This window comes from Rhizobium indicum (assembly GCF_005862305.2).
Classification (GTDB): domain Bacteria; phylum Pseudomonadota; class Alphaproteobacteria; order Rhizobiales; family Rhizobiaceae; genus Rhizobium; species Rhizobium indicum.
This window is the reverse complement of sequence record NZ_CP054021.1, coordinates 1,271,877-1,294,453: the sequence shown is the minus strand read 5'-3', so window position 1 is coordinate 1,294,453 and position 22,577 is coordinate 1,271,877. Positions and strand designations below refer to the sequence as shown.

23 protein-coding genes are annotated in these 22,577 nt (G+C 62.6%); 12 read left to right on the top strand and 11 right to left on the bottom strand.

What is annotated here, in order from left to right; all coding sequences use genetic code 11:
- The first annotated feature begins 19 nt into the window (after positions 1-19).
- Positions 20-1,225, top strand: coding sequence for an adenylate/guanylate cyclase domain-containing protein (locus FFM53_RS06415; RefSeq protein WP_138387759.1), 1,206 nt, complete (start codon positions 20-22; stop codon positions 1,223-1,225).
- A gap of 310 nt (positions 1,226-1,535) precedes the next feature.
- A complete protein-coding gene (gene nadE, locus FFM53_RS06410; RefSeq protein ID WP_138387758.1) occupies positions 1,536-2,369 on the top strand; it encodes an ammonia-dependent NAD(+) synthetase in 834 nt (277 codons plus the stop codon).
- 34 nt (positions 2,370-2,403) lie between these two features.
- Here the strand turns inward: nadE and gstA are convergent, their stop codons facing one another.
- Positions 2,404-3,087: a glutathione transferase GstA gene (gstA, locus tag FFM53_RS06405; protein WP_138387757.1), complete on the bottom strand. Its 684-nt coding sequence runs from the start codon at positions 3,085-3,087 to the stop codon at positions 2,404-2,406.
- A gap of 115 nt (positions 3,088-3,202) precedes the next feature.
- Here gstA and FFM53_RS06400 point away from each other — a divergent pair, with 115 nt between their 5' ends.
- Entirely contained in the window at positions 3,203-3,817 is a 615-nt protein-coding gene (locus FFM53_RS06400) for a TetR/AcrR family transcriptional regulator (RefSeq protein ID WP_138387756.1), read from the top strand.
- On the opposite strand, the gene FFM53_RS06395 is transcribed toward FFM53_RS06400, so the two are convergent.
- Positions 3,814-5,049, bottom strand: a complete 1,236-nt coding sequence (locus FFM53_RS06395) for a multidrug efflux MFS transporter (RefSeq protein WP_138387755.1) — start codon at positions 5,047-5,049, stop codon at positions 3,814-3,816. The genes FFM53_RS06400 and FFM53_RS06395 overlap by 4 nt on opposite strands.
- 335 nt (positions 5,050-5,384) lie before the next feature.
- On the opposite strand from FFM53_RS06395, the gene FFM53_RS06390 reads away from it, so the two are divergent.
- On the top strand, positions 5,385-5,729 hold the full coding sequence (locus FFM53_RS06390) for a nuclear transport factor 2 family protein (RefSeq protein ID WP_138387754.1): 345 nt from the start codon (positions 5,385-5,387) through the stop codon (positions 5,727-5,729).
- Between the two features lie 70 nt (positions 5,730-5,799).
- On the opposite strand, the gene FFM53_RS06385 is transcribed toward FFM53_RS06390, so the two are convergent.
- From FFM53_RS06385 to FFM53_RS06375, 3 genes are all read right to left on the bottom strand, one after another.
- On the bottom strand, positions 5,800-6,531 hold the full coding sequence (locus FFM53_RS06385; RefSeq protein ID WP_138328544.1) for a sulfite exporter TauE/SafE family protein: 732 nt from the start codon (positions 6,529-6,531) through the stop codon (positions 5,800-5,802).
- A gap of 60 nt (positions 6,532-6,591) precedes the next feature.
- Positions 6,592-7,245, bottom strand: coding sequence for a class I SAM-dependent methyltransferase (locus tag FFM53_RS06380; protein WP_138387753.1), 654 nt, complete (start codon positions 7,243-7,245; stop codon positions 6,592-6,594).
- A gap of 274 nt (positions 7,246-7,519) precedes the next feature.
- Positions 7,520-7,846: a hypothetical protein gene (locus FFM53_RS06375; RefSeq protein ID WP_138328542.1), complete on the bottom strand. Its 327-nt coding sequence runs from the start codon at positions 7,844-7,846 to the stop codon at positions 7,520-7,522.
- Between the two features lie 225 nt (positions 7,847-8,071).
- On the opposite strand from FFM53_RS06375, the gene FFM53_RS06370 reads away from it, so the two are divergent.
- Together FFM53_RS06370 and FFM53_RS06365 are read left to right on the top strand one after the other, a co-directional pair.
- A complete protein-coding gene (locus FFM53_RS06370) occupies positions 8,072-8,674 on the top strand; it encodes a superoxide dismutase (RefSeq protein ID WP_138387752.1) in 603 nt (200 codons plus the stop codon).
- Positions 8,675-8,811: 137 nt separating this feature from the next.
- Positions 8,812-9,657: a metallophosphoesterase gene (locus FFM53_RS06365; protein WP_138387751.1), complete on the top strand. Its 846-nt coding sequence runs from the start codon at positions 8,812-8,814 to the stop codon at positions 9,655-9,657.
- Positions 9,658-10,025: 368 nt separating this feature from the next.
- Here FFM53_RS06365 and FFM53_RS06360 read toward each other — a convergent pair whose 3' ends face one another.
- Positions 10,026-10,718 (bottom strand): helix-turn-helix transcriptional regulator, encoded by a 693-nt coding sequence (locus FFM53_RS06360; RefSeq protein ID WP_138387750.1) that lies wholly within the window; start codon positions 10,716-10,718, stop codon positions 10,026-10,028.
- Positions 10,719-10,845: 127 nt separating this feature from the next.
- Between FFM53_RS06360 and FFM53_RS06355 the strand changes: the two genes are divergently transcribed.
- The 3 genes from FFM53_RS06355 (at position 10,846) to FFM53_RS06345 (ending at position 13,221) form a co-directional block, all read left to right on the top strand.
- Positions 10,846-11,481 (top strand): LysE family translocator, encoded by a 636-nt coding sequence (locus tag FFM53_RS06355; RefSeq protein WP_138387749.1) that lies wholly within the window; start codon positions 10,846-10,848, stop codon positions 11,479-11,481.
- A 191-nt stretch (positions 11,482-11,672) separates the two neighbouring features.
- Positions 11,673-12,113, top strand: a complete 441-nt coding sequence (locus FFM53_RS06350; RefSeq protein WP_138387748.1) for a c-type cytochrome — start codon at positions 11,673-11,675, stop codon at positions 12,111-12,113.
- Between the two features lie 193 nt (positions 12,114-12,306).
- The gene (locus FFM53_RS06345; RefSeq protein WP_138387747.1) at positions 12,307-13,221 is read left to right on the top strand and encodes a c-type cytochrome; all 915 of its coding nucleotides are present in this window, start codon (positions 12,307-12,309) and stop codon (positions 13,219-13,221) included.
- A gap of 35 nt (positions 13,222-13,256) precedes the next feature.
- Here the strand turns inward: FFM53_RS06345 and modA are convergent, their stop codons facing one another.
- Both modA and FFM53_RS06335 read right to left on the bottom strand, forming a co-directional pair.
- Entirely contained in the window at positions 13,257-13,949 is a 693-nt protein-coding gene (gene modA / locus FFM53_RS06340; RefSeq protein WP_138387746.1) for a molybdate ABC transporter substrate-binding protein, read from the bottom strand.
- A gap of 144 nt (positions 13,950-14,093) precedes the next feature.
- Positions 14,094-14,588: a GNAT family N-acetyltransferase gene (locus tag FFM53_RS06335; protein WP_012756624.1), complete on the bottom strand. Its 495-nt coding sequence runs from the start codon at positions 14,586-14,588 to the stop codon at positions 14,094-14,096.
- Between the two features lie 269 nt (positions 14,589-14,857).
- Here FFM53_RS06335 and dmeR point away from each other — a divergent pair, with 269 nt between their 5' ends.
- From dmeR to bla, 3 genes are all read left to right on the top strand, one after another.
- A complete protein-coding gene (dmeR, locus tag FFM53_RS06330; protein WP_138387745.1) occupies positions 14,858-15,130 on the top strand; it encodes a Ni(II)/Co(II)-sensing transcriptional repressor DmeR in 273 nt (90 codons plus the stop codon).
- 107 nt (positions 15,131-15,237) lie between these two features.
- Positions 15,238-16,257 (top strand): CDF family Co(II)/Ni(II) efflux transporter DmeF, encoded by a 1,020-nt coding sequence (gene dmeF, locus FFM53_RS06325; protein ID WP_138387744.1) that lies wholly within the window; start codon positions 15,238-15,240, stop codon positions 16,255-16,257.
- Positions 16,258-16,382: 125 nt separating this feature from the next.
- Positions 16,383-17,300, top strand: a complete 918-nt coding sequence (gene bla / locus FFM53_RS06320) for a class A beta-lactamase (RefSeq protein WP_138387743.1) — start codon at positions 16,383-16,385, stop codon at positions 17,298-17,300.
- 340 nt (positions 17,301-17,640) lie between these two features.
- Here the strand turns inward: bla and FFM53_RS06315 are convergent, their stop codons facing one another.
- The 3 genes from FFM53_RS06315 to FFM53_RS06305 all read right to left on the bottom strand — a co-directional run bounded on the left by FFM53_RS06315 (position 17,641) and on the right by FFM53_RS06305 (position 22,454).
- Positions 17,641-18,105, bottom strand: a complete 465-nt coding sequence (locus tag FFM53_RS06315; protein WP_138387742.1) for a hypothetical protein — start codon at positions 18,103-18,105, stop codon at positions 17,641-17,643.
- Positions 18,106-18,176: 71 nt separating this feature from the next.
- Positions 18,177-20,516, bottom strand: coding sequence for a glucose/quinate/shikimate family membrane-bound PQQ-dependent dehydrogenase (locus FFM53_RS06310; RefSeq protein WP_138387741.1), 2,340 nt, complete (start codon positions 20,514-20,516; stop codon positions 18,177-18,179).
- A gap of 219 nt (positions 20,517-20,735) precedes the next feature.
- The gene (locus tag FFM53_RS06305; protein WP_138387740.1) at positions 20,736-22,454 is read right to left on the bottom strand and encodes an ABC transporter ATP-binding protein; all 1,719 of its coding nucleotides are present in this window, start codon (positions 22,452-22,454) and stop codon (positions 20,736-20,738) included.
- Positions 22,455-22,577: the final 123 nt, after the last annotated feature.

Sequence of the window (22,577 nt, the reverse complement as noted above, 5' to 3'; positions counted from 1 at the left end):
CCTCAAGGAGGAGAAAGCCATGACGTCAGCGATCTATGCTCCCGATGCCGACAGGCTCCAGCCCAGGGCCGCCGGCCATGCCGTCAGCGTCGGCGCACTACTCTCGATCATCGAGTGGCTCTCCGGCGATGAATGCCACGCGCTCGATGAAGCGGGCCTGGTCTCCGGCCTCGGCCGCAGGCTTCAGGCGCTCGGCCTGCCGGTCGACCGGCTGACCCTGCATCTGATGACGCTGCATCCCGAGTTCATCGGCCGCACCATCGCCTGGGCGCCGGGCGAGCCGGTCGAGATCCACGACCGCGAACACGGCGCCCGGGTCGCGATCGCCAATACGCCACTGCGCAAGGTCATGGAAACCCGCGAACCGCTGGTGGTCGATACCAGAGAAAGCGTGCATGGCCGCTGGCAGCATATCGATGTCTTTGCCGATCGCGGCTTGATGCAGCTCGTCATCGCGCCGCTCTGCAATGTTGACGGCCCGGTCAGCGCCGCCGTCTTCGGCACGCGGCGGCCGGGCGGCTTCACCGCCTCCGAGCGTGAGGTGATCGAGCGCATACTGCCGGCGCTGCGCAACACCAGCGAACTGCGCATCCTTCGCCAGGTTGAGCTCAGCCTCCTCGATACTTATATCGGCCCGCTGACGGCAAGCCGCATCCTTGCCGGCCGCATCCGCCGCGACGAGATCGAATCGATGGAGGCAGCGCTGCTGCTTTGCGATCTGCGCGGCTTTACCGAACTATCGAACCGGCTGCCCGGCAGCACCGTGCTCGGCCTGCTCAATGCCTATTTCGACAGGATCGTGCCGGCCATTACCCGCGAGGGCGGCGAAGTGCTGAAGTTCATGGGCGACGCCGTGCTTGCCTTCTTCCCGGGTTATGATGCCGCCCATTCCTGCGGCGCCGCCCTGGCATCGGCCCGCACCATCCTCGAGGAGATCGACCATTTCCAGTATGAGGGCATCGGCGTGAAGGCCGGCATCGCCCTGCATTACGGCGAGGTCAGCTACGGCAATGTCGGCTCCGGCCGCCGCCTCGATTTCACCCTGATCGGCGGCGACGTCAATCTGGTCAGCCGCATCCAGACCGCCTGCAGCGAACTCGGAGAGGCCCTCCTGATGTCGGCGCCGTTTCGCGACGAGGCCGGGGCAGGGGATGTGGTGTCGGTCGGGGCGCACAGGCTGAAGGGTTTTGCTGATCTCGTGGAGCTGTTCACGATCGTGCGGTAGGCGGGAGTCCACCCCCCTCTGCCCTGCCGGGCATCTCCCCCACAAGGAGGGAGATTGGATGGGCGCGATGGCTTCCCCAAACAACTGCCGTCACATGAATCGCAAATTCAGGGCGAGGCATGGCTTCCTGCCGATCTCCCCACCTGTGGGGGAGATGCCCGGCAGGGCAGAGGGGGGTGCTGCACCCGCCAAGATACCAAACCGCCCACTTGCATAAAATGCATGGCAGGTCTGCCCGAAACGGTTTCGTCTTCCCCCATCTTTTCGCCATAGTGGCGCCGAAATTCCGTAAGCGGGGAGGAAGAGGCTTATGACTGTGCTGTTCGACGAACAAGGCGAGATCATCCGCGAACTGGGTGTCGCCGCCGACATCGACCCTGAGCGGGAGATCGAACGGCGAACCGCTTTCCTCAAGGATTATCTCGTCGCCTCGGGCATGCGCGGCTACGTCCTCGGCATCAGCGGCGGCGTCGATTCGCTGACGGCGGCGCTGCTGGCTCAGAAGGCAGTGCGCGAGCTGCGTGACAGCGGCCATGCGGCCGAATTCATTGCCGTGCGCCTTCCCTATGGTGTCCAGGCGGATGAGGCCGATGCAGTGAGGGCGCTGGAAACGATCGGCGCCGACCGCTCGATGGTGGTCAACATCAAGGCGCCGGCGGATGCGATGCTTGCCGCCGCGCTAAACGGCGGCCTCGCCTTTGCCGATGCCGGCCGGCAGGATTTCATCCTCGGTAACATCAAGGCCCGTCAGCGGATGATCGCCCAGTTCGCCCTGGCCGGGGCCCTTGGCGGCCTTGTCATCGGCACCGACCATGCGGCCGAGGCGGTCATGGGCTTCTTCACCAAATTCGGCGATGGCGCCGCTGATATCCTGCCGCTGGCCGGCCTCAACAAGCGCCGGGTCCGCCTGCTGGCAAAGCGGCTCGGCGCCCCGGACGAGCTGGTGTTCAAGGTGCCCACAGCCGATCTCGAGGACCAGCGCCCGTTGCGCCCCGACGAAGAAGCCTATGGCGTCAGCTATGATGAGATCGACGATTTCCTCGAAGGCAAGCCGGTCGGCGAGATCGCCCGCCGCCGCATCCTCGCCGCCTATCGGGCGACCGGCCACAAGCGTGCTTTGCCGGTCGCCGTCAACGCCCTCTGATGCCATCCTTGTCGCGGTGTGGCGGACCTCGCGTTTACGGCCTGACCGGCGAGCCGGTCCGTCCTGATGAGGCGAGATAGGCGTGCGGCGCGAAATAGACGCCGTCGGCATCGAAGGCCTCGAGGTCTTCGGCTTGCAGCGCCTCGCGCACCTTCGGCCGTGCCGCCACGCGGGCCATGAAGCCGTGCAGTGCCGGCCATTGCTTGAGATCGATGTCGGTCCAGGGCGACCAGTTCAGGCAGACGAAGAGATAGGCATCCGCCACCGTAAAGACATCGCCGGTGAGATAGGGTCCGGCAAGACGGCCGTTCAGCCATGTGAGCCGCTTCGATATCAGCGCGCGAACCTCGCCATGAACGCTGGAATAAATCGGATTGAAGAGCAGCACCATCGGCTTGTGCAGCTCGGCGGTGATGAAATTCAGATAGGACTGCACCTCGTTGCGGCTGATGTTGCCGACCTCAGGCAAGAGGGCTGCCCCTTCCGGCACGCTGTCGGCGAGGAACTGCACGATCGCCGGCCCCTCGGTCAGCACCTTGCCATCGTCGAGCATCAGCGCTGGCACATAGCCGTTGCCGTTGATCGCCAGATAATCCTCGCCGTTGCTCGTCCTGTGCGTCTGCCGGTCGACCTGGACGAGCTCGATATCGAGCCCCAGCTCCCGGCAGATGATGTGCGGCGAAAGCGAACAAGCCGCGGCGTGCATGTAGAGTTTCATTGCGTTTCCTCTCCTTGTGGAGGCGGTCGATGCCGCCCGCCGATAGCGTTGAACATTTGTACTGTTTCGCATAAAATAATTCTCGTCAAGAATTTAATGCGAAACGGTACAAAATATGAAAGACGAAAAGAAGCGCGGCCGCCCGAGGGCCTTCGACGCCAAGGCGGCGCTCGGCAAGGCGCGGGATGTCTTCTGGGACAGGGGGTTTGCCGCCGCCTCGCTCGACAATCTGAGTGCTGCGACCAACCTCAACCGCCCGAGCCTCTACGGCGCCTTCGGCGACAAGGAGGATCTCTATCTCGATACGCTGGAGGGGTATCGGCAGGACGGCATGGACGTGCTGACTGAGGCGCTCGACCCGTCACTGCCGCTTCGCGACAATATCGCCCGCGTCTATGCCGGTGCGCTGGCGATCTACCTGCATGGCGATACCGCCGCCCGCGGCTGTCTGCTGATCGGCACGGCATCGGCCGAGGCGGTCCAGCATGAGCGGGTCCGCGAGGTGCTCGGCCGCAGCCTCAACGATTTCGACGATGAGATCGAAAAGCGCATGCGCCTTGGCGTGGAAAGAGGCGAGCTTCCCCAAAGCGCCGATCCGCAGATGCTTGCCAGGCTCGCCTCCGCTGTCATGCATTCGCTCGCCGTCCGCGCCCGCGCCGGCGACAGCCGCGAGACGCTGGAAGCGATCGCCCGGTCGGGCGTCGAGCTGATCTGCGGGAGCGCCCCTTAGCTCGATGTCTCCCCATCCTTCGGCCGCACTATCCAGGCATAGGCCGCACCGGCGAGAAGCAGCACGGAGGTGCCGAGGAACACTGCCCGCATGCCGATATGCCCGCCGACAAAACCGCCAAGGATGGGGCCGGCCACCTGGCCGACATATTGCGAGGAGATGGAAAGCCCGAGAATGCTGCCGGCCGCACTATCAGGCACGCTGTGGCGGATGACCGCGGCGATGCAGGGCAGCAGCCCGCCGAGTGCTGCGCCCATTAAGAAACGCAGGATGATCAACTGCCAGGAGCTGGTGACGAAGGCCTGCGGGATCAGCAGCAGCCCGGCGACGGCGAGCGCGCCTGCAATCACCGGCCAGTGGCCGATCCTGTCGGCGAGCTTGCCGAGCCATGAGGCTGACAGAATGCTGCCGAGGGCCGCCGCCGACATGACGACGCCCGATACCATCGTTATCTGGGATTCGACGGGCACGAGTTGCGCGACATAGACGGTGATGATCGGCTCGATCGACATATTGGCAAACATCAAGAGCATGCCGGTCGCCAGCATGGCGATGACGGGCCGCTTGTCGGCAATGGACTTCCAGCCGCCGCTGGCCTTGGCCGCCTGCTTGCGGGCCGGCGATTTCTCTTCCTTGATCAGCAAGGCCGTGGCGAGGAAGGCGAGGAAGATCATGCCGCCGGCGGCGAGGAACGTGCCGCGGATGCCGATGATGGGCGGCAGTGCCCCACCGATCAGCGGCCCGACGAGGTTGCCGGCCATGATGCCGGAAGAGAGAACGCCGAGCGCCCAGGCCGAACGATCCTTCGGCGTCTGCGTCGCCACCAGCACCATCGAGCCGGAGGCATAACCGCCGGCAAGCCCGACGAAGAGGCGCAGCGCCACCAGCTGCCAGACATTGCCGGCCATGCCCATCAGCGAGATCGCCAGCGTCATGCCGAGGCTGGCACGCACCAGCATCAGCTTGCGGCCGTAAATATCGCCAAGCCGGCCCCAGAGCGGCGCGACGAGAGCCGCGGCAAAGAAGGTGGCGCCATAAGCAATGCCCGACCATTGCACGATGTCAGCATGGTCGGTGACGCCGAGTTCCTCGACATAAAGCGGCAGGAAGGGAAGCAGCAGCGTCATCGCCACGATCGTGGTGAAGGAGCCGATCAGCGAGATGGTGAGATTGCGCCTCCAGTGGATCGAGCCCGGCCTGGCGCTGGCGGCGTCCAATTGCGTATCGGTCATTCTCTCGGCCTCGGCATGGATCGCGCGGGCGAAGTTCCGCGCGCCTGATAAAACGATGTGTCCTTTGCCGCGGCGATCAGATCGGCGCGGGTGAATGTGTCCTGAAGATCGAGCTTTTCGAGGTCGAGCGCATAGGCCGTAGCGGTGCATGCACTCGCCGTTCCAGGGCGGGCACGCACGGATATAACCGCGCTATGGCCCATCCTTCAAGACGGCGCTTTCGCATCGGTGACCTATCTTTGGAAATGAGAGCCGCAAATCTGGACCCTCTCGGGCAAAAGTGCTAGAAACATGACTGATTGCATCATGCAATCAGTTAAGCCAAGGACATTGCCATGAGCGACATGCGCACATCCCGAGAGGAGACCATCCGTCATCTCTATGCCGCCTATCTCGACGACCGCAAGGATATCGTCGGCGCCATGTTGACGGAGGATTTCACCTTTTCCAGTCCGCGCGACGACCACATCGACCGAGCGACTTATTTCGATCGCTGCTGGCCGAAGGAACCGGTCTTCCGCGCCTTTGACATCGAATTCCTGGCGATCGACGGTGACGAGGCGGTCATTCGTTACCGTGCCGAAAAAAGGGACGGCGGCAGCTTCCGCAACATAGAGAGCTTTCGCTTCCGCGGCGACAAGATCGCCTCCGTGGATGTTTATTTCGGCCGGAATCTGTAACCCTACAGCGCCGCGCGTCTTTTCAGACGCGCAAAGGACGCTGCAGCACTATGCGCTAGCGAGGCGGTCTTTACAGGAGCCGTATCGCCGACGTGCCGATGATGATCATCGACACCGCCACCATCAGCGGCCGCACCGGCAGCCGTTTGACGAGGATCGCGCCGAAGGGGGCAGCGATGACGCCGCCGATGATCAGGCCGATCGCCGAATTGAGTTCCGACCAGCCGAGCGTCAGCATGAAGGTCAGGGAAATCGTCAGCGTCACGGCGAATTCGGTGAAATTGGTCGAGCCGATCACCCGTTTCAGGTCATGGCCGCGGCTGACCAGCGAACTGGTGACGATCGGCCCCCATCCGCCGCCGCCGATGGCATCGAGCACGCCGCCGCAAAACCCGACCGGCGGCACGATCCAGTCGCGGACATCCCGCTTTGGCGGTGGCCGAAAGGCCTTGTAGAGGATCACCAGTCCGATCGCGATCAGATAGGCCGACACGAAGGGCGCGATCACCTTGCCGTCGATATTGGCCAGCAGATAGGCGCCGATCGCGCCACCGATCATGCCGGCCGGTGCGAGCCGCGCCACCAGGCGCCAGTCGACGTTGCGATGATAGGCATGCGAGAGGCCCGACGCGGCGGTGGTGAACATTTCCGCCACATGCGTCATGGCGCTGGCATTGGCGACCGGCACCCCGAAGGCGAGAAGGCTCGTCGTCGACAGCACGCCGAAGGCCATGCCGAGCGCACCGTCGACGATCTGCGCGCAGAAACCCACGACGATGAAAAAGAAGAAATCCGATGTCATGCAGTCCCCTCAGACGAACGGTAGCATCAGAATAAGCGACGCGGGAAAAAATTTCCGCTCTTAACCGGCAAGTCCACGCTGCTTCAGCCGGATGATCTTGAAGAAGCCGTTCGGAAAGACCGGCAGGATATCGGCAGCGGCAAAATCGCCGCGGCGCTCGGCCCAGGCGACGATGCGGTGAATGCGGAAGGCGGAGGACCAGCCGATGTGACGCACCAGCGGCGCCACCGCCGTCTCGATCGCGCCCTGCAGACCGGCGCCGTCGCCAAGCTTGCTGGCGAGGATGATCTCGCCGCCCGGCCTCAGCACCCTGGCGCATTCGTCCAGCGCCCGTTCGGGTTCGGGGATGAGCGTGATGACGAAGGGCAGGCAGACCGCATCGAAAGACCGGTCGGCAAAGGTGAGCGCATGCGCATCCATCACCTCCAGCGCCTGCACATGCTCAAGGTTTTCGCGTTTCGCCTTTTCACGCGCCCGCTCAATCATGTGTTTGGAGATGTCGATGCCGGTCACCCGGCAGTGGCGCGGGTAATGCCCGAGCGTCAGGCCGGTGCCGACGCCGATCTCCAGAATGTCGGTGCCGGCCGCGGCGGCGAGGGCAGCGAGTTTGCGGTGGCCATCGCGCAGGATGCCGCGATAGACCCGGTCATAGACCGGTGCCCAGTGCTGATAGATTTTTTGCTGATCTTCCGCCCTGCTGCGAAGCTCTGACATGCCGGCACCTCCCACAGCGCCACGCGCCTTTCAGACGCCCAAAGGACGCGAACACTTTGAATTGCTGCATAATTCCAGGAAAAGGGGTTTTCCAGGAATTGCATAAAACAAAAGATTTGAGCGGTTCTGCGCTTCCATGAAAAAACCGAACCACCCTAAAGCCCAGCCTTTCAACTCCTAAGGATAGGCTCCGGTTCCCCACGAAATGTGACGCAGGGCACAGATTCTCACTTGCGATCACTTTGAGGGAACCTGGGGGCAATCCCGCGGCAGCCTATTTTGCCGGCGCGAGACCGAGCTGTTTGGCGTCCAGTTCGCTGCCGATCTCGACGGTTTTCTTTTGTTTGTCGTAGACGCAGATCTGGGCGATCAGTCCCTTGGCGCCCTTCGGCTTGCCTGTCACCAGGGCAAGGCCATAATGCGAGCTGCCGAAGGGATCGACGGTGGCGCTGGGTTTTTCGATGCTGACCGCTGCCTTCTTGCATTTGGCCTCGACGTCTGCGGCGAGCTGCTTCCAGGCCTCATCGGAGGAGGCATGCGCCGCACCTGAAAGTGAAAGCAGCGCGGCGGCAGCGAGAGGCTGGATTATATTCCTGTTCATATCGGGTCTCCGTTGATCTTCATAAAGGCAAAAGTGGTTTTCGGCGTGGGTATTCCCATTGATTTGCCCAAGCGATTTCTACGCGCGACTCCAACCCTGCAACTGAGGCAAATTTTCCTCCGGCCGGTCGTTTTTTGATAATTCGCCGGTTGCCTCTCCCCCTTTCCCCTCCTATGTTCCGCCTCACCTGCCGAGACGCAATCTATTGCCAAGAGGAGATCTGACATGGCTTTCGAATTGCCTGAACTTCCCTATGATTACGAAGCGCTTGCTCCCTTCATGTCGAAGGAAACGCTGGAGTTCCACCACGACAAGCACCACAAGGCCTATGTCGACAACGGCAACAAGCTCGCCGCCGAAGCCGGTCTTTCGGACCTCTCGCTCGAAGACGTCGTCAAGAAGTCCTTCGGCACCAATGCCGGCCTCTTCAACAACGCGGCCCAGCACTACAACCACATCCACTTCTGGAAGTGGATGAAGAAGGGCGGCGGCGGCAACAAGCTGCCGGGCAAGCTCGAAGCGGCCTTTGCCTCCGATCTCGGCGGCTACGACAAGTTCAAGGCCGATTTCGCCAATGCCGGCGCCACCCAGTTCGGCTCCGGCTGGGCCTGGGTTTCCGTCAAGAACGGCAAGCTCGAAATCTCCAAGACCCCGAACGGCGAAAACCCGCTGGTTCACGGCGCCACCCCGATCCTCGGCGTCGACGTCTGGGAACACTCCTACTACATCGACTATCGCAATGCCCGCCCGAAGTACCTCGAAGCCTTCGTCGACAGCCTGATCAACTGGGACTACGTCCTGGAACGCTACGAAGCAGCCACGAAGTAAGCGTTACGAGACTCGCCGCCATGGCGGCGATGTCGTCAGCCTCTTCGAATTTGACACCCGGCGCCTCAAGTGCCGGGTGTTTCGTTTTCACACGAGGCCGTCACATGCCTGTCACCGGCCGCTCCTAATCACACCCCATGTCTTCTTCGTCTTCTCCCCTGTTCCGCTTCGGCATCATCGCCGACCCACAATATGCGGCGATCGCGCCGCATGTGGCCATGGATCGTTATTACGCCAACAGCCTCGCCAAGGTTGCCGCGGCGATCGAGGTCTTCAACGGTGAGGAGCTGAGCTTCGTCATGACGCTCGGCGATGTCATCGACCGCAGCTTTTCAAGCTTCGACGATATCCTGCCGGTCTATGAGACGCTGAGGCACGAGGCGGTCTTCCTGCTCGGCAACCACGATTTCTCCGTCTCTGCAGGACACTTGTCCGAAGTTGCCGCGCGCCTCGGCATGCCATCGCCCTATTACAGCTTCTTGCGCCACGGCTGGCGCTTTATCGTGCTCGACGGCAACGAGGTCAGCATCTTCGCGCCGCCCGAAGGCCATCCTCATCGCGCCCTTGCCGCTGAGATGCTGGCGGAGTTGCAGGCAAAAGGTGCGAGGAATGCCCATCGCTGGAATGCCGCGCTGAGCGACGAACAATTCGCCTGGCTTGGCGATGAAATCGCAAAAGCGGCCGTGGCTGGCGAGAAGGTGATCGTCATGAATCACTATCCGGTGCATCCGCCCGGTGAGCACGACATGTGGGACAGCGACCGCATCGTCGCCCTGCTCGCCTCTGAGCGCAATGTCGTCGCCTATCTCAACGGCCACGACCACGTCGGCAATTACGGCATGGCCGGCGGCTGCCACTTCGTCAATTTCAAGGGCGTGGTCGACACCGAGACGGAAAACGCTTTCGCCATCGTCGAGGTCCATCCCGACCGCATCGAAATCCGCGGCTTCGGCCGGGAAGAGAGCCGTACGCTGGCTTATTAGCGGCGAAAGATTGCTGACAAGGTCTGCCTACCTCGTCGTGCTCGGGCTTGTGCCACGTATCCATAACAGGAATTGACCGAGGTAATGCGGGGCGCTTCCCCCGATAAAGCACCCAACGCGCCGGCGGCGAGTTTAGCGGAACGCACCCCCACCCTCCGTCATCCTCGGCCTTGAGCCGAGGATCCATGCCCGCTGCTGATGGAGGTCGGCGTGGATCCTCGGGTCAGGCCCGAGGATGACGGAGGGTGGGGCAAATGTCGGAAGTCCTCTCGGCAGGTGTCCAAGATCGTGGCGTTGAATCTCGGGAAAGAGGCCTTCTGGTGTCAAAGGTGACATTGACGCCCTGCTCGTACCTCAAACGCCACGCATCAGGCAGGCACAGCCTTCTCCGTCCACCCACTCGTCCACAATTCCCGCAGCCTATCGCCGTCGCCCTTGAAGAAATCTTCGCTCGTCGCGCAGCGCTCCACCCGGTCGCTGCGGAAATTGCGGATCGCCTGGCGCAGCTCGCACCAGGCGACGATATTGGCGGTCTGTGAATAATAGATCAGCGCGACCGGCCGGATTGTTCGCTCGCTGGCGCGGCCGAACTCGTCGCGGTACCCGAGCATCAGCTTGCGTTCGTCGCGGATCGCGCGGCGCACGATCGCAAGGTCGAAGCCTGCCGGCTGCGCGATCGAGCCCCAGGCGTAAAGCGCCTTGTTGTCCATCGCCTGGCGCAGCGGCGCCGGCACGGCGCCTGATATCTTCCGGTTGACCCGGCGCGCAGCCTGCTTCAGCTCCTCGTCCGCCGTCCGTTCAAGCAGCGCCAGCGACAGCACGATCGCCTCCATCTCCTCGATCGAGAACATCAGCGGCGGCAGGTCGAAGCCCGGCCGCATGATGTAGCCGATGCCGCGCCCGCCCTCGATCGGCACCCGCATCGCCTGAAGGGCGGCGATGTCGCGATAGATCGAGCGCACGGTTACCTCAAGCGTCTCCGCCATCGTCGCCGCCGTCATCGGTTTTCTTGCCAGCCTGAGGATCTGAATGATCTCGAAAAGCCGCGAGGCCTTGCGCATTTACCTCTCCCATCCGCCACGCTCCTGACAATACACTGTCAGTTGGGTTCCCGTATAGAGCCGCCTATCGGATTGAAATCAATCAGGGTCTTTCAAAACGGCCCGCAGACTGAAGGCGGTAACTGACATGAACTACCATGAAAACCTCTGGCTCTTCTTCACCCTTCTCTTCGGCATCATCATCGTACCGGGCATGGACATGCTCTTCGTGCTCGCCAATTCGCTGACCGGCGGCGTCAAGCGCGGGCTGGCGGCGACCGGCGGCATCATGGCCGGCGGCGCCGTGCATTCGGCCTATGGCGCAGCCGGCGTCGGCGTGCTCGTCACCATGCTGCCGCAGCTTTTCAACGTGCTGCTCTTTGCCGGCGTCGGCTACATGATCTGGATCGGAATTTCGCTGATCCGCAGTTCGATCACCGTCGAGGCGGTCGGCCCGGGAACGGCACGCTCCGGCTGGCGCGCCTTCCGCCAGGGCGCCGTCACCTGTCTGGTCAATCCGAAGGCCTATATCTTCATGTTTGCCGTCTATCCGCAGTTCCTCAGGCCGGAATATGGCCCGATCTGGATGCAGGGGCTGATCATGGGCGCCATGACCGTCATCACCCAGTTCGCCATCTACGGCACGCTGGCGATGACGGCCGGCCGCAGCCGCGACCTGCTCGTCGCCAACCCTGATGTCACGGCCTTTGTCGGCCGCTTCGCCGGACTGCTGCTGGTCGCGGTCTCGGCTTTCAGCCTCTGGCAGGGGTGGAAAAGCGCTTGAGCGCCACTGCATGTCGCCCGGAAGTGCGCGGCGGTTCCGGGATAACGACACGCATAAAAGCAGAGAACTGCCTATCACATTGTTTTTATGATGATCCGGCAAAACGTGACTGACCGGATGCATGGATTTTGTCATGCTGCCGGTGCAGATTGGCCATCGGCCATCTTGGCCGAGGAAAAAGGGAGAGCAATATGAATTGGAAAGCAGCAGCTGCGGCCGTTGCCATGGCCGGCATAGCCTTCGGTTCGGTGACCGCAGCAGACGGCACCCATGATTCGCGCGTTGCGTTGATGAAGCAGGTCGGCGGTTCGGCCGGGGCCTTGGCAGCCATCGCCAAGGGCACCAAGCCCTATGACGCCGAAGCGGTGAAGGCGGCGCTGACGACGATCGCCGCAACGGCCAAGGTTTTCCCCGACCAGTTCAAGCCGGGCACGGAGACGGGCGACGAGGGCGCGAGCCCGAAGATCTGGGAAAACATGGACGACTTCAAAGCCCGCGCCGCCAAGCTCTCCACTGACGCCGAAACCGCGCTGGCCCAACTTCCGGCCGATCCTGCGGCCGTCGGTGCCACGATGAACACGCTCGGCGCCAATTGCGCCGGCTGTCACAAGGCCTATCGCCTCAGCAAGTGAGCGATAGGCCATTTCGTCTGGAGCAATTCCAGCAAAAGTGTGCAGCGGTTTTGCGTCCGGAATTGCGTAAAGCAAAAGAGAGTACTGGATCCGCGCCGGCCTTGCCGCCTGCGCGGATCGCCTTATTCTCCGCCTGCGCGGACCGGTCGCGGGGTCCATCGCAAGGAAATGTTGACAACAGGGGAGGCGGCGCATGGTCCGCAGGTTCATCCGGTTACTGCTCTGTCTGATCGGCATCGCCGTCCTCGGCGGGGGCGCCTTCTATCTCGTCACCGCACCCGATCCGCTGCCGGAGAGCCATTGGGCGGGCCTCGGCGCGCCGGATCCGGCAAATGGTCAGATGGTTTTCTGGGCGGGCGGCTGCGTCAGTTGTCATGCCGCACCCGGTTCCGAAGGCGATGCAAAGCTGACGCTTGCAGGCGGCCTGGCGTTGAAGAGCCCTTTCGGGACCTTTCACGTGCCGAACATCTCACCCGATGAAAAGGCCGGCATCGGCGGCTGGACACTTGCTGAGTTCGGCAACGCGATGAAGCGCGGCGTCGGCCCGGGCGGGCAGCATCTCTATCCGTCTTTTCCCTATGGCTCTTATTCCCGCATGAGCGACAAGGACGTCAACGATCTCTATGGCTTCCTGAAAACCCTGCCGAAGAGCGCAAACGTCGCGCCGCCGCACGAACTGCCGTTCCCCTTCAACATCCGGCTGGCGCTCGGCGGCTGGAAATTCCTCTATCTGAACGACCAGCCGCGCGTCGCCCTGGCAAAGAGCGACGACAAGATCAAGCGCGGGCAATATCTCGTCGAAGGCCCCGGCCATTGCGGCGAATGCCATACGCCGCGTGATGCGCTCGGCGGCTTCAAGGCCGATATGTGGCTTGCCGGCGCGCCCAATCCGGAAGGCAAGGGCCGCATACCCAATATCACCCCGGCCTCCGAGAGCATCGGCGGCTGGAGCGAGGCCGATATCGCCAGCTACCTCGAAACCGGCTTCACCCCCGATTTCGATTCCGTCGGCGGCTCGATGGTCGATGTGCAGCAGAACATCGCCCATCTGCCGGCCTCCGACCGTGAGGCGATCGCCGCCTATCTGAAGGCCGTGCCGGGTCGTTAGCGATGGCGGGAGCCGATCGTTTATCAAAGCGCGCTCTAGTGGCGCTCGACGCCCTTTGCCGCCAGAATGTCGTCAACGGCTGTCGACGTCAGAAATTCCGACAGCTGCTTGGCAGCTTCTGCATTCGTTGAATCGGCGCTGATGCCGATGGCGAAGTCGATGTAACTTTGAAGTTCTGCCGGAAACCGACCGACAAGCATGACCTCGGGAGCGGCGGCGAGAATCGACGTCACGGGAACGACCCCGAGCTCGGCTTCCCCACGGCCGACGGCCGGTGCCGTCTGCCCTCCTGATATGGCCACCAGCTTGGGCTTGACCTCATCGGCTATTCCCAAGCGTTCCAGCAAACCGGAGAAGTAGCCGCCGCTGGTTCCTTCACTGGCGTAGGCGATGGATCTGGCGCTCTTCAACGCATGCGCAAATGCTTCCACGGACCCGATGTCGAGTGATCGGCTGCCTGCCTTGGCCGCCACCCCCATCGCTATCCGGCCGAATGCGACCTGGCTTCCCGCCTTGATTTTTCCCAAGGCGGTCAGATCCTGAACCAGGTTCGGATTGGTGATGACGAGGTCAAAAGCTTCCCCCGCTTCGATCTGCTTCTTTACAGCGGGATTAAGCGCCCACTGGGCCGCAACCGTGAATCCCGTGGCCGTTTCGAACTGGGATAGGAGAGGAAGAATGGCGGGCCGGACCGCAATAGCACCAAAAAGCCGGATTTGCTGATTCATGGGCTAACCTGCAAACGGTTGAAACGACCTTCCTTGCGATTCCCAGTGACCCGATGGCATCCATCGTGTCGGTTGCCGAAACAAACCGACACTCAATGGATCATACAAGAGTCATACCGGGAATGCACTTATCGAACGCCCTTCTCAAGCGATCGACTGCATGTAGCGCATGCCGGTCACCGGACGCGGGGTGAAATCCAGCTGTTCGTAGAAGCGGTGCGCCAGCACGTTTCCGGTGGCGGCGCTGACGGAGAGGTAACCACAGCCGGCATTGCGGGCGGTCTCGCGCGCCCGGTCGACGAGCAGCTGGCCGGTGCCGTGGCCGCGATGGCCGTCGCGCACGAAGAGATGGTGCAGGTCCATGCCGCGCTTGCCTTCCTGCGCCCTGTAGAGCGGCACGAGAATGGCGTAGCCGATCAGCCCTTCGCTGGTCTCGGCGACGAGCGCATTGATCCAGGGCAGGGGCCCGAAGAGGTCGCGCTCCAGCTGCTCCGGCGTAGTGGCAGCCGCATCGCCGTGATGGGCGGCAAGCAGGGCGATCATCTCGCCGAGTTCGGGCAGGTCGCGCGGCTTGGCGGCGCGGATCGTCACCACCGATGGGCGCATCAGTGAAATTTCGCTGTCTTCGATTTCGGTCATGGTCTTCGCGTCCTTTGATAGTCTGCCGTCAGGACGCTGCCGATACAACAAAGCCGCCTGACGGCGGCTTGTTGACAATATGATCTTGTCCGGCCGCCCTTTACAGGTACAGCCAAAAATACGAGCGGCTCTGGTGCGCGTTCTTGATCATGGATCATAGATCGTCGGAAACGCGGGCTTTGTCAATGGCGGATCGGAGCCCATCAGAGGCATTGAGCTCTGGCCTCACCCTTGATAGTATACCCCCCTATGCTATATGAGAGCCCATCGTGTCCCACACCACCCTGCAGAAAAAGAAGCTCGTCGCCCGCATCAGCCGCTTGAAGGGGCAGATGGAGGCGGTCGAGCGCGCGCTCGAGGCCGAGCGCCCCTGCGGCGAGATCCTGCAGCTACTCGCCTCGATCCGCGGCGCCCTGACCGGGCTGACCGGCGAGGTGCTCGACGATCACCTGCGCGAGCATGTGCTGAATGCCGCCGACGATGTGGCGAGGGCCGAGGCGGTCGAGGAAATATCGGAAGTCTTGAGAACCTATATGCGCTAGAGCAATTCAGGAAAAGTGTGAAGCGGTTTTCCCCGGCAAAGCGCGAAGCGATTTTGCCGAGAATTGCGTAAAAACAAAAGCTTATAGCGGTGACGAAGGAGCCTGTAATGCGTGCCGGAATCGACAAAGCTGGAATTGATGCGCTGGAACACGATCACGTCTTCCTCGGCACTGACCATGCGCGCAACGAGCGGCGCATCTGGCTGGTCATCGCGCTGACGGCGGTGATGATGGTGGCGGAAATCGCCGCCGGCACCGTCTACGGCTCGATGGCGCTCGTCGCCGATGGCTGGCACATGTCGACCCATGCCAGCGCGCTGCTGATTTCAGCGCTCGCCTATCTCTTTGCCCGGCGGCAGGCGCGCAATCCGCGTTTCACCTTCGGCACCGGCAAGCTCGGCGATCTCGCCGGTTTCGCCAGCGCCATCGTCCTCGCGCTGATCGCCTTGCTGATGGCCTGGGAAAGCCTGCTGCGTCTTGCAAATCCGGTGCCGATCGGCTTTGCCCAGGCAATCGCCGTGGCGGTCATCGGTCTTGCCGTCAATCTGATAAGCGCCTGGCTGCTTGCCGGCGGCGGCCATGTCGCGCATGGCGATCATGCGCACCATCACCATGGCCATCATCACGGGCATGGCAATCATGCCCATGCCCATCACGGTCATGCGCATCATGGACATGGCAACCATGCCCATCACGCAAAGACCGGCGACAACAATATCCGCGCCGCTTATCTGCATGTCATCGCCGATGCCCTGACGTCCGTGCTCGCCATCGCGGCGCTGACGCTCGGCAGTCTTTACGGCTGGCTCTGGCTCGATCCCCTGATGGGCATCGTCGGCGGGCTGGTGATCGCCAATTGGTCCTGGAGCCTGATGAAATCTTCGGGCGGCGTCCTTCTCGACGTCGTTCCCGAAGGCGAGACGCTGCCGGCGGAAATCCGCGGCGCCATCGAGACAGAGGACGACCGGATCACCGATCTGCATGTTTGGCAGGTCGGCCCCGGCCATCATGCCGCAATCGTCGCCGTCCTCACCTCGCAGCCGCGCGATCCGGCTTTCTACAAGGGCAGGCTCTCGGCGCTGGAGGAACTGTCGCATGTGACGGTCGAGGTCACACGCGCCGCATGATCGGGGCGGGCGGGGACGCTCGACGGACGACAAGATCGCTCGACGGACGATTAACATCGCCGTGGGGACGACAAGTCGCCGCAATCGCTGCTTAGCTCTGTCCTCCTGATTCGCCGGAGGATTTCATGGATCTCAGTCTGACTCGCCGCATGCTGATAGGCTCGGCGTTGTGCCTGCCTGCGATGGGCTTACCCGCGCTGGCGATTCCCGCTAATGCCGAGGAGGGCGCCAAGGAGAGTGCCGAGGAGGGCGACGACAACATCGACCGCCGCCTTGCTGCGCTGGAAAAACGCACCGGCGGCCGCCTCGGCGTCTCGGTGCTCGACACCCAGACGAGCATCTCTTTCGGCTATCGCGGCAGCGAGGCCTTTCCGATGTGCAGTACCTTCAAGGCGCTGGCCGCCGCTTTCGTGCTTGCCCGCGCCGACAAGGGTGAGGAGAACCTCGACAGGCGGGTGAGCTACGGCAAGGACAAGCTCGTCGACTATTCGCCGATCAGCGAAAAACACGCCGGAACCGGTGGCATGACCCTCGCCGAACTCTGCGAGGCGGCGGTGACCGTCAGCGACAACACTGCCGGCAATCTGCTGCTCGAAAGTTTCGGCGGTCCGGCCGGGCTGACCGATTGGCTGCGCTCGATCGGTGACGGCACGACGCGTCTCGACCGCACCGAGCCGACGTTGAACGAGGGCAGGAAGGGCGATCCGCGCGACACGACGACACCGGACGCGATGCTCGACACGCTCGGCAACCTGACGCTCGGCTCGGTCCTGGCCGAGGCCTCCTCAGACAGGCTGATCGCCTGGCTGGTGGCGAGCACGACGGGCAAGGAGCGGCTCAGGGCCGGCCTGCCCGCGCATTGGAAGGTCGGCGACAAGACCGGCACCGGCCCGAATGGATCACTCGGGGATATCGCGGTGATCTGGCCGCCGGATCGCGGCCCAATCGTCGCCGCCGTCTATATCAGCGAGGCGACCGTGCCGGTAAAGGAACTCAACCCGGTCTTTGCCGAAGTCGGCCGCATGATCGTCGAGATGGTGTGAATCATGAAAGATACAGAAGCATGGTTCCCAGGAGTTACGTAAAAACAAAGAGATAGAGCATCTGTTTGATGCACGAGCAGGAGTTCACTGTCACGCGATACCCGCCGTGGAGTTCGGCGAGACCAGCCCCTCATCCGGCTGCCGCCACCTTCTCCCCGCTTGCCGGGAGAAGGTGATATGCCGCACCCTCTCGGTCCACCAACCTCTCGCAGGGCACGTCCCCTCTCCCCGTCAGAACGGGGAGAGGGTTAGGGTGACGGGCAGCCATCGGCGCCAACCGACAGCCGTGGACGGAGCCCGAAAAGCACTGCAGTTCGAAAACGCGCAGATTTTCCAGCGCTCAAGCAGCCGGAACGTCGTCCGCTGTCTCGGTGCCGTCATCCTCGATGCCGGCCATCTCGCGCTTGATCTGGTCGGCGACTTCCTTCTCGATTGCGGCGCGCTGGTCGGCCGGCATGGCGGCCAGGTCGGCCTCGGTCAGATCGTGCTGCTCGAGATAACGCGCCCGGATATATTCCGCCGGCGTCATGTTGCCCCATTTGGAGAATTCGTCGACCAGGGAATCATGCGCAGCACTCGCCGCCACTTCTTCGTCGGAAGGCGGGTTGATAAAAGGGCCTTCACTGCTTTGAAGAGCCCAGATCGTATTGGCGATCGAAGGCGGCGTGCTGCTGGGTTCGAGACCGGGCGCGGCACTGGGCGCCGTTTTGGTGAAGTCCGCCGTCTGCTGATTCTTGGATTTGGCCGGCTGATCGAAAAGGCCGCCGATGCCGTAATAGTTGCGAATATTGCTAGAGATTTCCATAAAAACTCTCCCCGAAAACCGGGGAGAAAATGAAGCGGTAAACCTGCGCAGAGCTTGCGGGAAGCTTTGCGTCACGGCAACGTATAGGCGATCACATAATCGCCGGGCTTGGTGCCGACCGAGCCGTGGCCGCCGGCGACCATGACAACATATTGCTTGTTATCATCGGTCGTATAGGTCATCGGCGTCGCCTGGCCGCCGGCGGGAAGCCGCGCCTGCCAGAGCTCTTGGCCATTCGTCACGTCATAGGCGCGCAGGTAGTTGTCGACCGCGGCGCCGAGGAAGGCGACGCCGCCCTTGGTCAGCATCGGCCCGCCGATGCCGGGCACGCCGACCTTGAAGGACAGGGGCAATGGCGTCATGTCGCGCACGGTGCCGTTCTTGTGCATATAGGCGATCTTGCCGGTACGCAGGTCGACGCCGGCGACATAGCCCCAGGGCGGCGCCTGGCAGGGGATTTTGAGCAGCCCGAGGAAGGGACCCATGAAGACGCCGTAGGGCGCGCCGTCATTGCGGTTCAGCCCCTGTTCGCTGCCCTTCTCGTCCTGGCCTCTCGGCGGAATATCGGCGGACGGCACCAGACGCGAGGTGAAGGCGAGATAGGTCGGCATGCCGAACATAATCTGCCGCTCCGGATCGACCGCCACCGAGCCCCAGTTGAAGGTGCCGAAATTGCCGGGATAGACGATCGTGCCTTTAAGCGAAGGCGGCGTATAGCGGCCCTCATAGTGGTAGCGGTGGAAGTCGATGCGGCAGGCCATCTGATCGAATAGCGACACGCCCCACATGTCCTTTTCTTGGAGAGGCTCCGGCGAGAAGGTGAGGTCCGAGATCGGCTGTGTCGGCGAGGTATGATCGCCCGAGACCGCGCCGCCTGGCGCCGGGATTTCCTTGACCGGTATGATCGGCTCGCCGCTGCGCCGGTCGAGCACATAGATATCGCCCTGCTTGGTCGGGCCGACCAGGGCCGGAACCACGGTGCCGTCCTGCTTCGTCAGGTCGATCAGCGCCGGCTGGGCCGGCACGTCCATGTCCCAGAGATCGTGATGCACCGTCTGGCGCACCCAGCGCAGCTGGCCGGTGGCGATATCGAGCGCGACGATCGAAGAGGAGAATTTCTCGACATTGTCGCTGCGGCCGATGCCGAGCTGGTCGGGCACCTGATTGCCGAGCGGGATGTAGACCATGCCGAGCGCCTCGTCGACGCTGAAGACCGACCAGCTGTTCGGCGAGTTGGTCGTATAGGTCTGGCCCTCGGAGATCGGCGTCGTCACGTCGGGATTGCCGGAATCCCAGTTCCAGACCAGGGCGCCGGTGTTGATGTCGAAGGCGCGGATGACGCCGGATTGTTCCTCAGTCGAATAATTGTCGTTCACCGCCCCGCCGACGATGATCTTGCCCGCCACCGCGACCGGCGGCGAAGTGGAATAATAATAGCCGGCCGGATTATAGCGCATGCCGGCTTCGAGATGCAGCACGCCCTGGTCGGCAAAGCTGGTGCAGACCTTCCCGTCCGCAGCATCGAGCGCGATCAGCCGGGCGTCGGAGGTCGGCAGGTAGACGCGCTCGGCGCAGGGCTGGCCGGCGGCAACGGCAGGATCGGCATAATAGGTGACGCCGCGGCAGGTCTGATGCTGCCGGTCGGGGTTCATGCCGGAGTTGGCGTCGTATTTCCATTTCTCCTTGCCGGTCTTGGCGTCGAGCGCGATCGCCCAGTTATGCGGCGTGCAGAGATAGAGCGTGTCCTTCACCTTGAGCGGCGTCACCTGATAGGTCGTCTCGCCGACATCGTCCGGCCGCTTGACGTCGCCGGTCTGGTATCGCCACGCTTCCTTGAGGGTGGAGACGTTCTCGGCGGTGATCTGGTCGAGTGGCGAATAGCGCTGGCCGAAGGGTGTGCGGCCATACTGATGCCATTCGCCATTCGGCACGCTGCCGCCAAAGGCGGGATTGGCGGCGACCGCATCCTTAGGCAGCTCGCCGGCAAGATCATGCGGGTCAGTCGTCATCGAATAAAGGGCGACGAGGATGGCGAGGATGACAGGCACGGCGAGCGGCCAGGGGTTCGCGGCGTAGGTGATGCCCGTCGGGCTGCGCAGGCCGAGCGGCCGGCGGATCCATGGCGTCAGCAGCCAGAGCCCGAGCAGGATGATCATGCCGCCGCGCGGGCCGAGCTGCCACCAGTCGAAGCCGACCTCCCAGATCGCCCAGGCAAGTGCTGCGACGACCAGCACCGCATAGACCCAGAGCGCCACCGCCTTGCGCATCAGCAGCAGCCCGGCGGTAATCAGGAACATCAGCCCGGCGAACAGATAGAAGACGCTGCCGCCGAGCGTAACGAGCCAGAGCCCGCCGCCGCCGAGAGTGAGCCCGATGATGATGAAGAAGATGGAGGTGACGATGATCGCCATAAGGCTGTCTCCCGCTGAGGTTAGCCGGGGTGAAGGATCGGCGGAAAAGCCCCGCCGATCAGCCAGATAGCGCGAAGGAGATGCCTTTCAACGGCCACAATTGCCGCAGGGGTTACAGCGCCGCGCGTCGTTTAAGACGCGCAAAGGACGCTGTAACACTTTGAATGCTGCATAATTTCATCCTTAAATCGATTCCGATTTAGGGAATTATGCAGTCGGTCAGGATGCACCGAACTGGGCTTGATGTAGCCTGGCATAGCCGCCTTCGCGCGCCAGCAGTTGGCTGTGCGTGCCCTGTTCGACGATGCCCGATGTTCCCACCACGACGATGCGGTCGGCATTGCGGATGGTGGCGAGCCGATGGGCGACGACCAGCGTGGTGCGTCCCTTGGACAGTGCCGACAGCGACTGCTGGATGGCATATTCGGTCGCCGAATCAAGCGCCGACGTGGCTTCGTCGAGGATGAGGATCGGTGGATTTTTCAGGAAGATGCGGGCGATCGCCAGGCGCTGCTTCTGCCCGCCGGAAAGCTTGACGCCGCGTTCGCCGACGACGGTGTCGAGCCCGTTCGGCAGGGACAGCACGTATTCATCGAGGGCGGCGCGCCGCAATGCGTCGATAATCGCCTCGTCGTCGGCGCCGAGCCGGCCATAGGCGATATTGTCGCGGATGGTGCCGCCGAACAGGAATACGTCCTGAGCGACGATGCCGATCTGCGAACGCAGCGACTTCTGCGTCATGTCGCGGATGTCGATGCCGTCGATCAGGATCGAGCCGGAATCCACCTCGTAAAAGCGCGGCAGCAGCGAGCAGATCGTCGTCTTGCCGGCGCCGGACGGGCCGACGAAGGCGATCGTCTCGCCGGCCGCGATCGAAAGATCGAGCCCATCGAGCACCTTGCCATCACCGGTATAGCCGAAGCTCACATTGCTATAGACGATGTTGCCGGCAAGGTGGTCGACGCTGATCGCATTCGGCCGGTCGGCGATATCGGGAGCGGTGTCGATCAGCTGCGTGAAGCGCTTGAAGCCGGCGATGCCCTTCGGATAACTCTCCAGCACCGAGGTGATCTTGTCGATCGGCCGGAAGAACACGTTGACGAGCAGCAGGAAGCCGACGAAGCCGCCATAGCTGAGTTCGCCCGATATCACGAACCAGGTTCCTGATATCATGACCACCAGCTGCACGAAGCGCGTGCTGAAATAGCTGAGCGTGATGCTGGCGGTCATATAGGCATAGGCGTTGAGTTTGGTCGCCCTGTAGCCCTCGTTGTTGCGGGCAAACAGATCGCGTTCGTGATCCTCGTTGGCGAAAGCCTTGACGACGCGGATGCCGCCGACGCTCTCATGCACGCGTGTATTGAACTCGCCGACCTGCCGGAACAGGTCTCGCCAGTTGAGCGTCATCTTGGCGCCATAGCGGCTGACCAGCCAGGTCATGAACGGCACGATGGCCGTTGTCAGCAGCGCCAGCTTCCAGTGCACGGTAAACATCAGGATGAAGGCGCCGATGAAGGTCATGATCGCGATGAAAAGGTCTTCGGGACCGTGATGGGCGACTTCGCCGACTTCTTCGAGATCCTTGGTCACATGGGTGATCAGGTGGCCGGTCTTGTTGTTGTCGAAATAGCGGAAGGACAGCTTCTGGATATGGTCGAATGCTTGCCGGCGCATATCGGTCTCGATGCCGATTCCGAGCGCATGGCCCCAATAATTGACCACCGCCATCAGCGCCGTGTTGAACAGGTAGATGACCAGCAGCAGCCCGGCCGTCGCCGCAATCAGCCACCAGTCCCTCTGCGGCAGCAGGGTGTCGACGAAGAGCTTGACGGCGATGGGAAAGCCGAGCTCGAGCAGCCCGGCAACGACCGCGCAGCCGAAATCGAGAAAGAACAATTGCTTGTAGGGAGTGTAGTAGCGAAAGAATCTGAGCAGCATGGACGGCCCCACGGGAAATGCAGAAGGAGGCGCCGCTCCTCGTCAAGAACGCTGTAGCGGCGGCGATCCTGCAAGGACAGCCCTATTCGCCGCAGGGCGGATGGAAGCGGATCGCTGTGGCGC

What these genes read in the sequence shown, in the direction of transcription:
- FFM53_RS06415 (WP_138387759.1), top strand. Translation starts at nt 20, where the DNA reads ATGACGTCAGCGATCTATGCTCCCGATGCCGACAGGCTCCAGCCCAGG.
- nadE (WP_138387758.1), top strand. Translation starts at nt 1,536, where the DNA reads ATGACTGTGCTGTTCGACGAACAAGGCGAGATCATCCGCGAACTGGGT.
- gstA (WP_138387757.1), bottom strand. Translation starts at nt 3,087, where the DNA reads ATGAAACTCTACATGCACGCCGCGGCTTGTTCGCTTTCGCCGCACATC.
- FFM53_RS06400 (WP_138387756.1), top strand. Translation starts at nt 3,203, where the DNA reads ATGAAAGACGAAAAGAAGCGCGGCCGCCCGAGGGCCTTCGACGCCAAG.
- FFM53_RS06395 (WP_138387755.1), bottom strand. Translation starts at nt 5,049, where the DNA reads ATGACCGATACGCAATTGGACGCCGCCAGCGCCAGGCCGGGCTCGATC.
- FFM53_RS06390 (WP_138387754.1), top strand. Translation starts at nt 5,385, where the DNA reads ATGAGCGACATGCGCACATCCCGAGAGGAGACCATCCGTCATCTCTAT.
- FFM53_RS06385 (WP_138328544.1), bottom strand. Translation starts at nt 6,531, where the DNA reads ATGACATCGGATTTCTTCTTTTTCATCGTCGTGGGTTTCTGCGCGCAG.
- FFM53_RS06380 (WP_138387753.1), bottom strand. Translation starts at nt 7,245, where the DNA reads ATGTCAGAGCTTCGCAGCAGGGCGGAAGATCAGCAAAAAATCTATCAG.
- FFM53_RS06375 (WP_138328542.1), bottom strand. Translation starts at nt 7,846, where the DNA reads ATGAACAGGAATATAATCCAGCCTCTCGCTGCCGCCGCGCTGCTTTCA.
- FFM53_RS06370 (WP_138387752.1), top strand. Translation starts at nt 8,072, where the DNA reads ATGGCTTTCGAATTGCCTGAACTTCCCTATGATTACGAAGCGCTTGCT.
- FFM53_RS06365 (WP_138387751.1), top strand. Translation starts at nt 8,812, where the DNA reads ATGTCTTCTTCGTCTTCTCCCCTGTTCCGCTTCGGCATCATCGCCGAC.
- FFM53_RS06360 (WP_138387750.1), bottom strand. Translation starts at nt 10,718, where the DNA reads ATGCGCAAGGCCTCGCGGCTTTTCGAGATCATTCAGATCCTCAGGCTG.
- FFM53_RS06355 (WP_138387749.1), top strand. Translation starts at nt 10,846, where the DNA reads ATGAACTACCATGAAAACCTCTGGCTCTTCTTCACCCTTCTCTTCGGC.
- FFM53_RS06350 (WP_138387748.1), top strand. Translation starts at nt 11,673, where the DNA reads ATGAATTGGAAAGCAGCAGCTGCGGCCGTTGCCATGGCCGGCATAGCC.
- FFM53_RS06345 (WP_138387747.1), top strand. Translation starts at nt 12,307, where the DNA reads ATGGTCCGCAGGTTCATCCGGTTACTGCTCTGTCTGATCGGCATCGCC.
- modA (WP_138387746.1), bottom strand. Translation starts at nt 13,949, where the DNA reads ATGAATCAGCAAATCCGGCTTTTTGGTGCTATTGCGGTCCGGCCCGCC.
- FFM53_RS06335 (WP_012756624.1), bottom strand. Translation starts at nt 14,588, where the DNA reads ATGACCGAAATCGAAGACAGCGAAATTTCACTGATGCGCCCATCGGTG.
- dmeF (WP_138387744.1), top strand. Translation starts at nt 15,238, where the DNA reads ATGCGTGCCGGAATCGACAAAGCTGGAATTGATGCGCTGGAACACGAT.
- bla (WP_138387743.1), top strand. Translation starts at nt 16,383, where the DNA reads ATGGATCTCAGTCTGACTCGCCGCATGCTGATAGGCTCGGCGTTGTGC.
- FFM53_RS06315 (WP_138387742.1), bottom strand. Translation starts at nt 18,105, where the DNA reads ATGGAAATCTCTAGCAATATTCGCAACTATTACGGCATCGGCGGCCTT.
- FFM53_RS06310 (WP_138387741.1), bottom strand. Translation starts at nt 20,516, where the DNA reads ATGGCGATCATCGTCACCTCCATCTTCTTCATCATCATCGGGCTCACT.
- FFM53_RS06305 (WP_138387740.1), bottom strand. Translation starts at nt 22,454, where the DNA reads ATGCTGCTCAGATTCTTTCGCTACTACACTCCCTACAAGCAATTGTTC.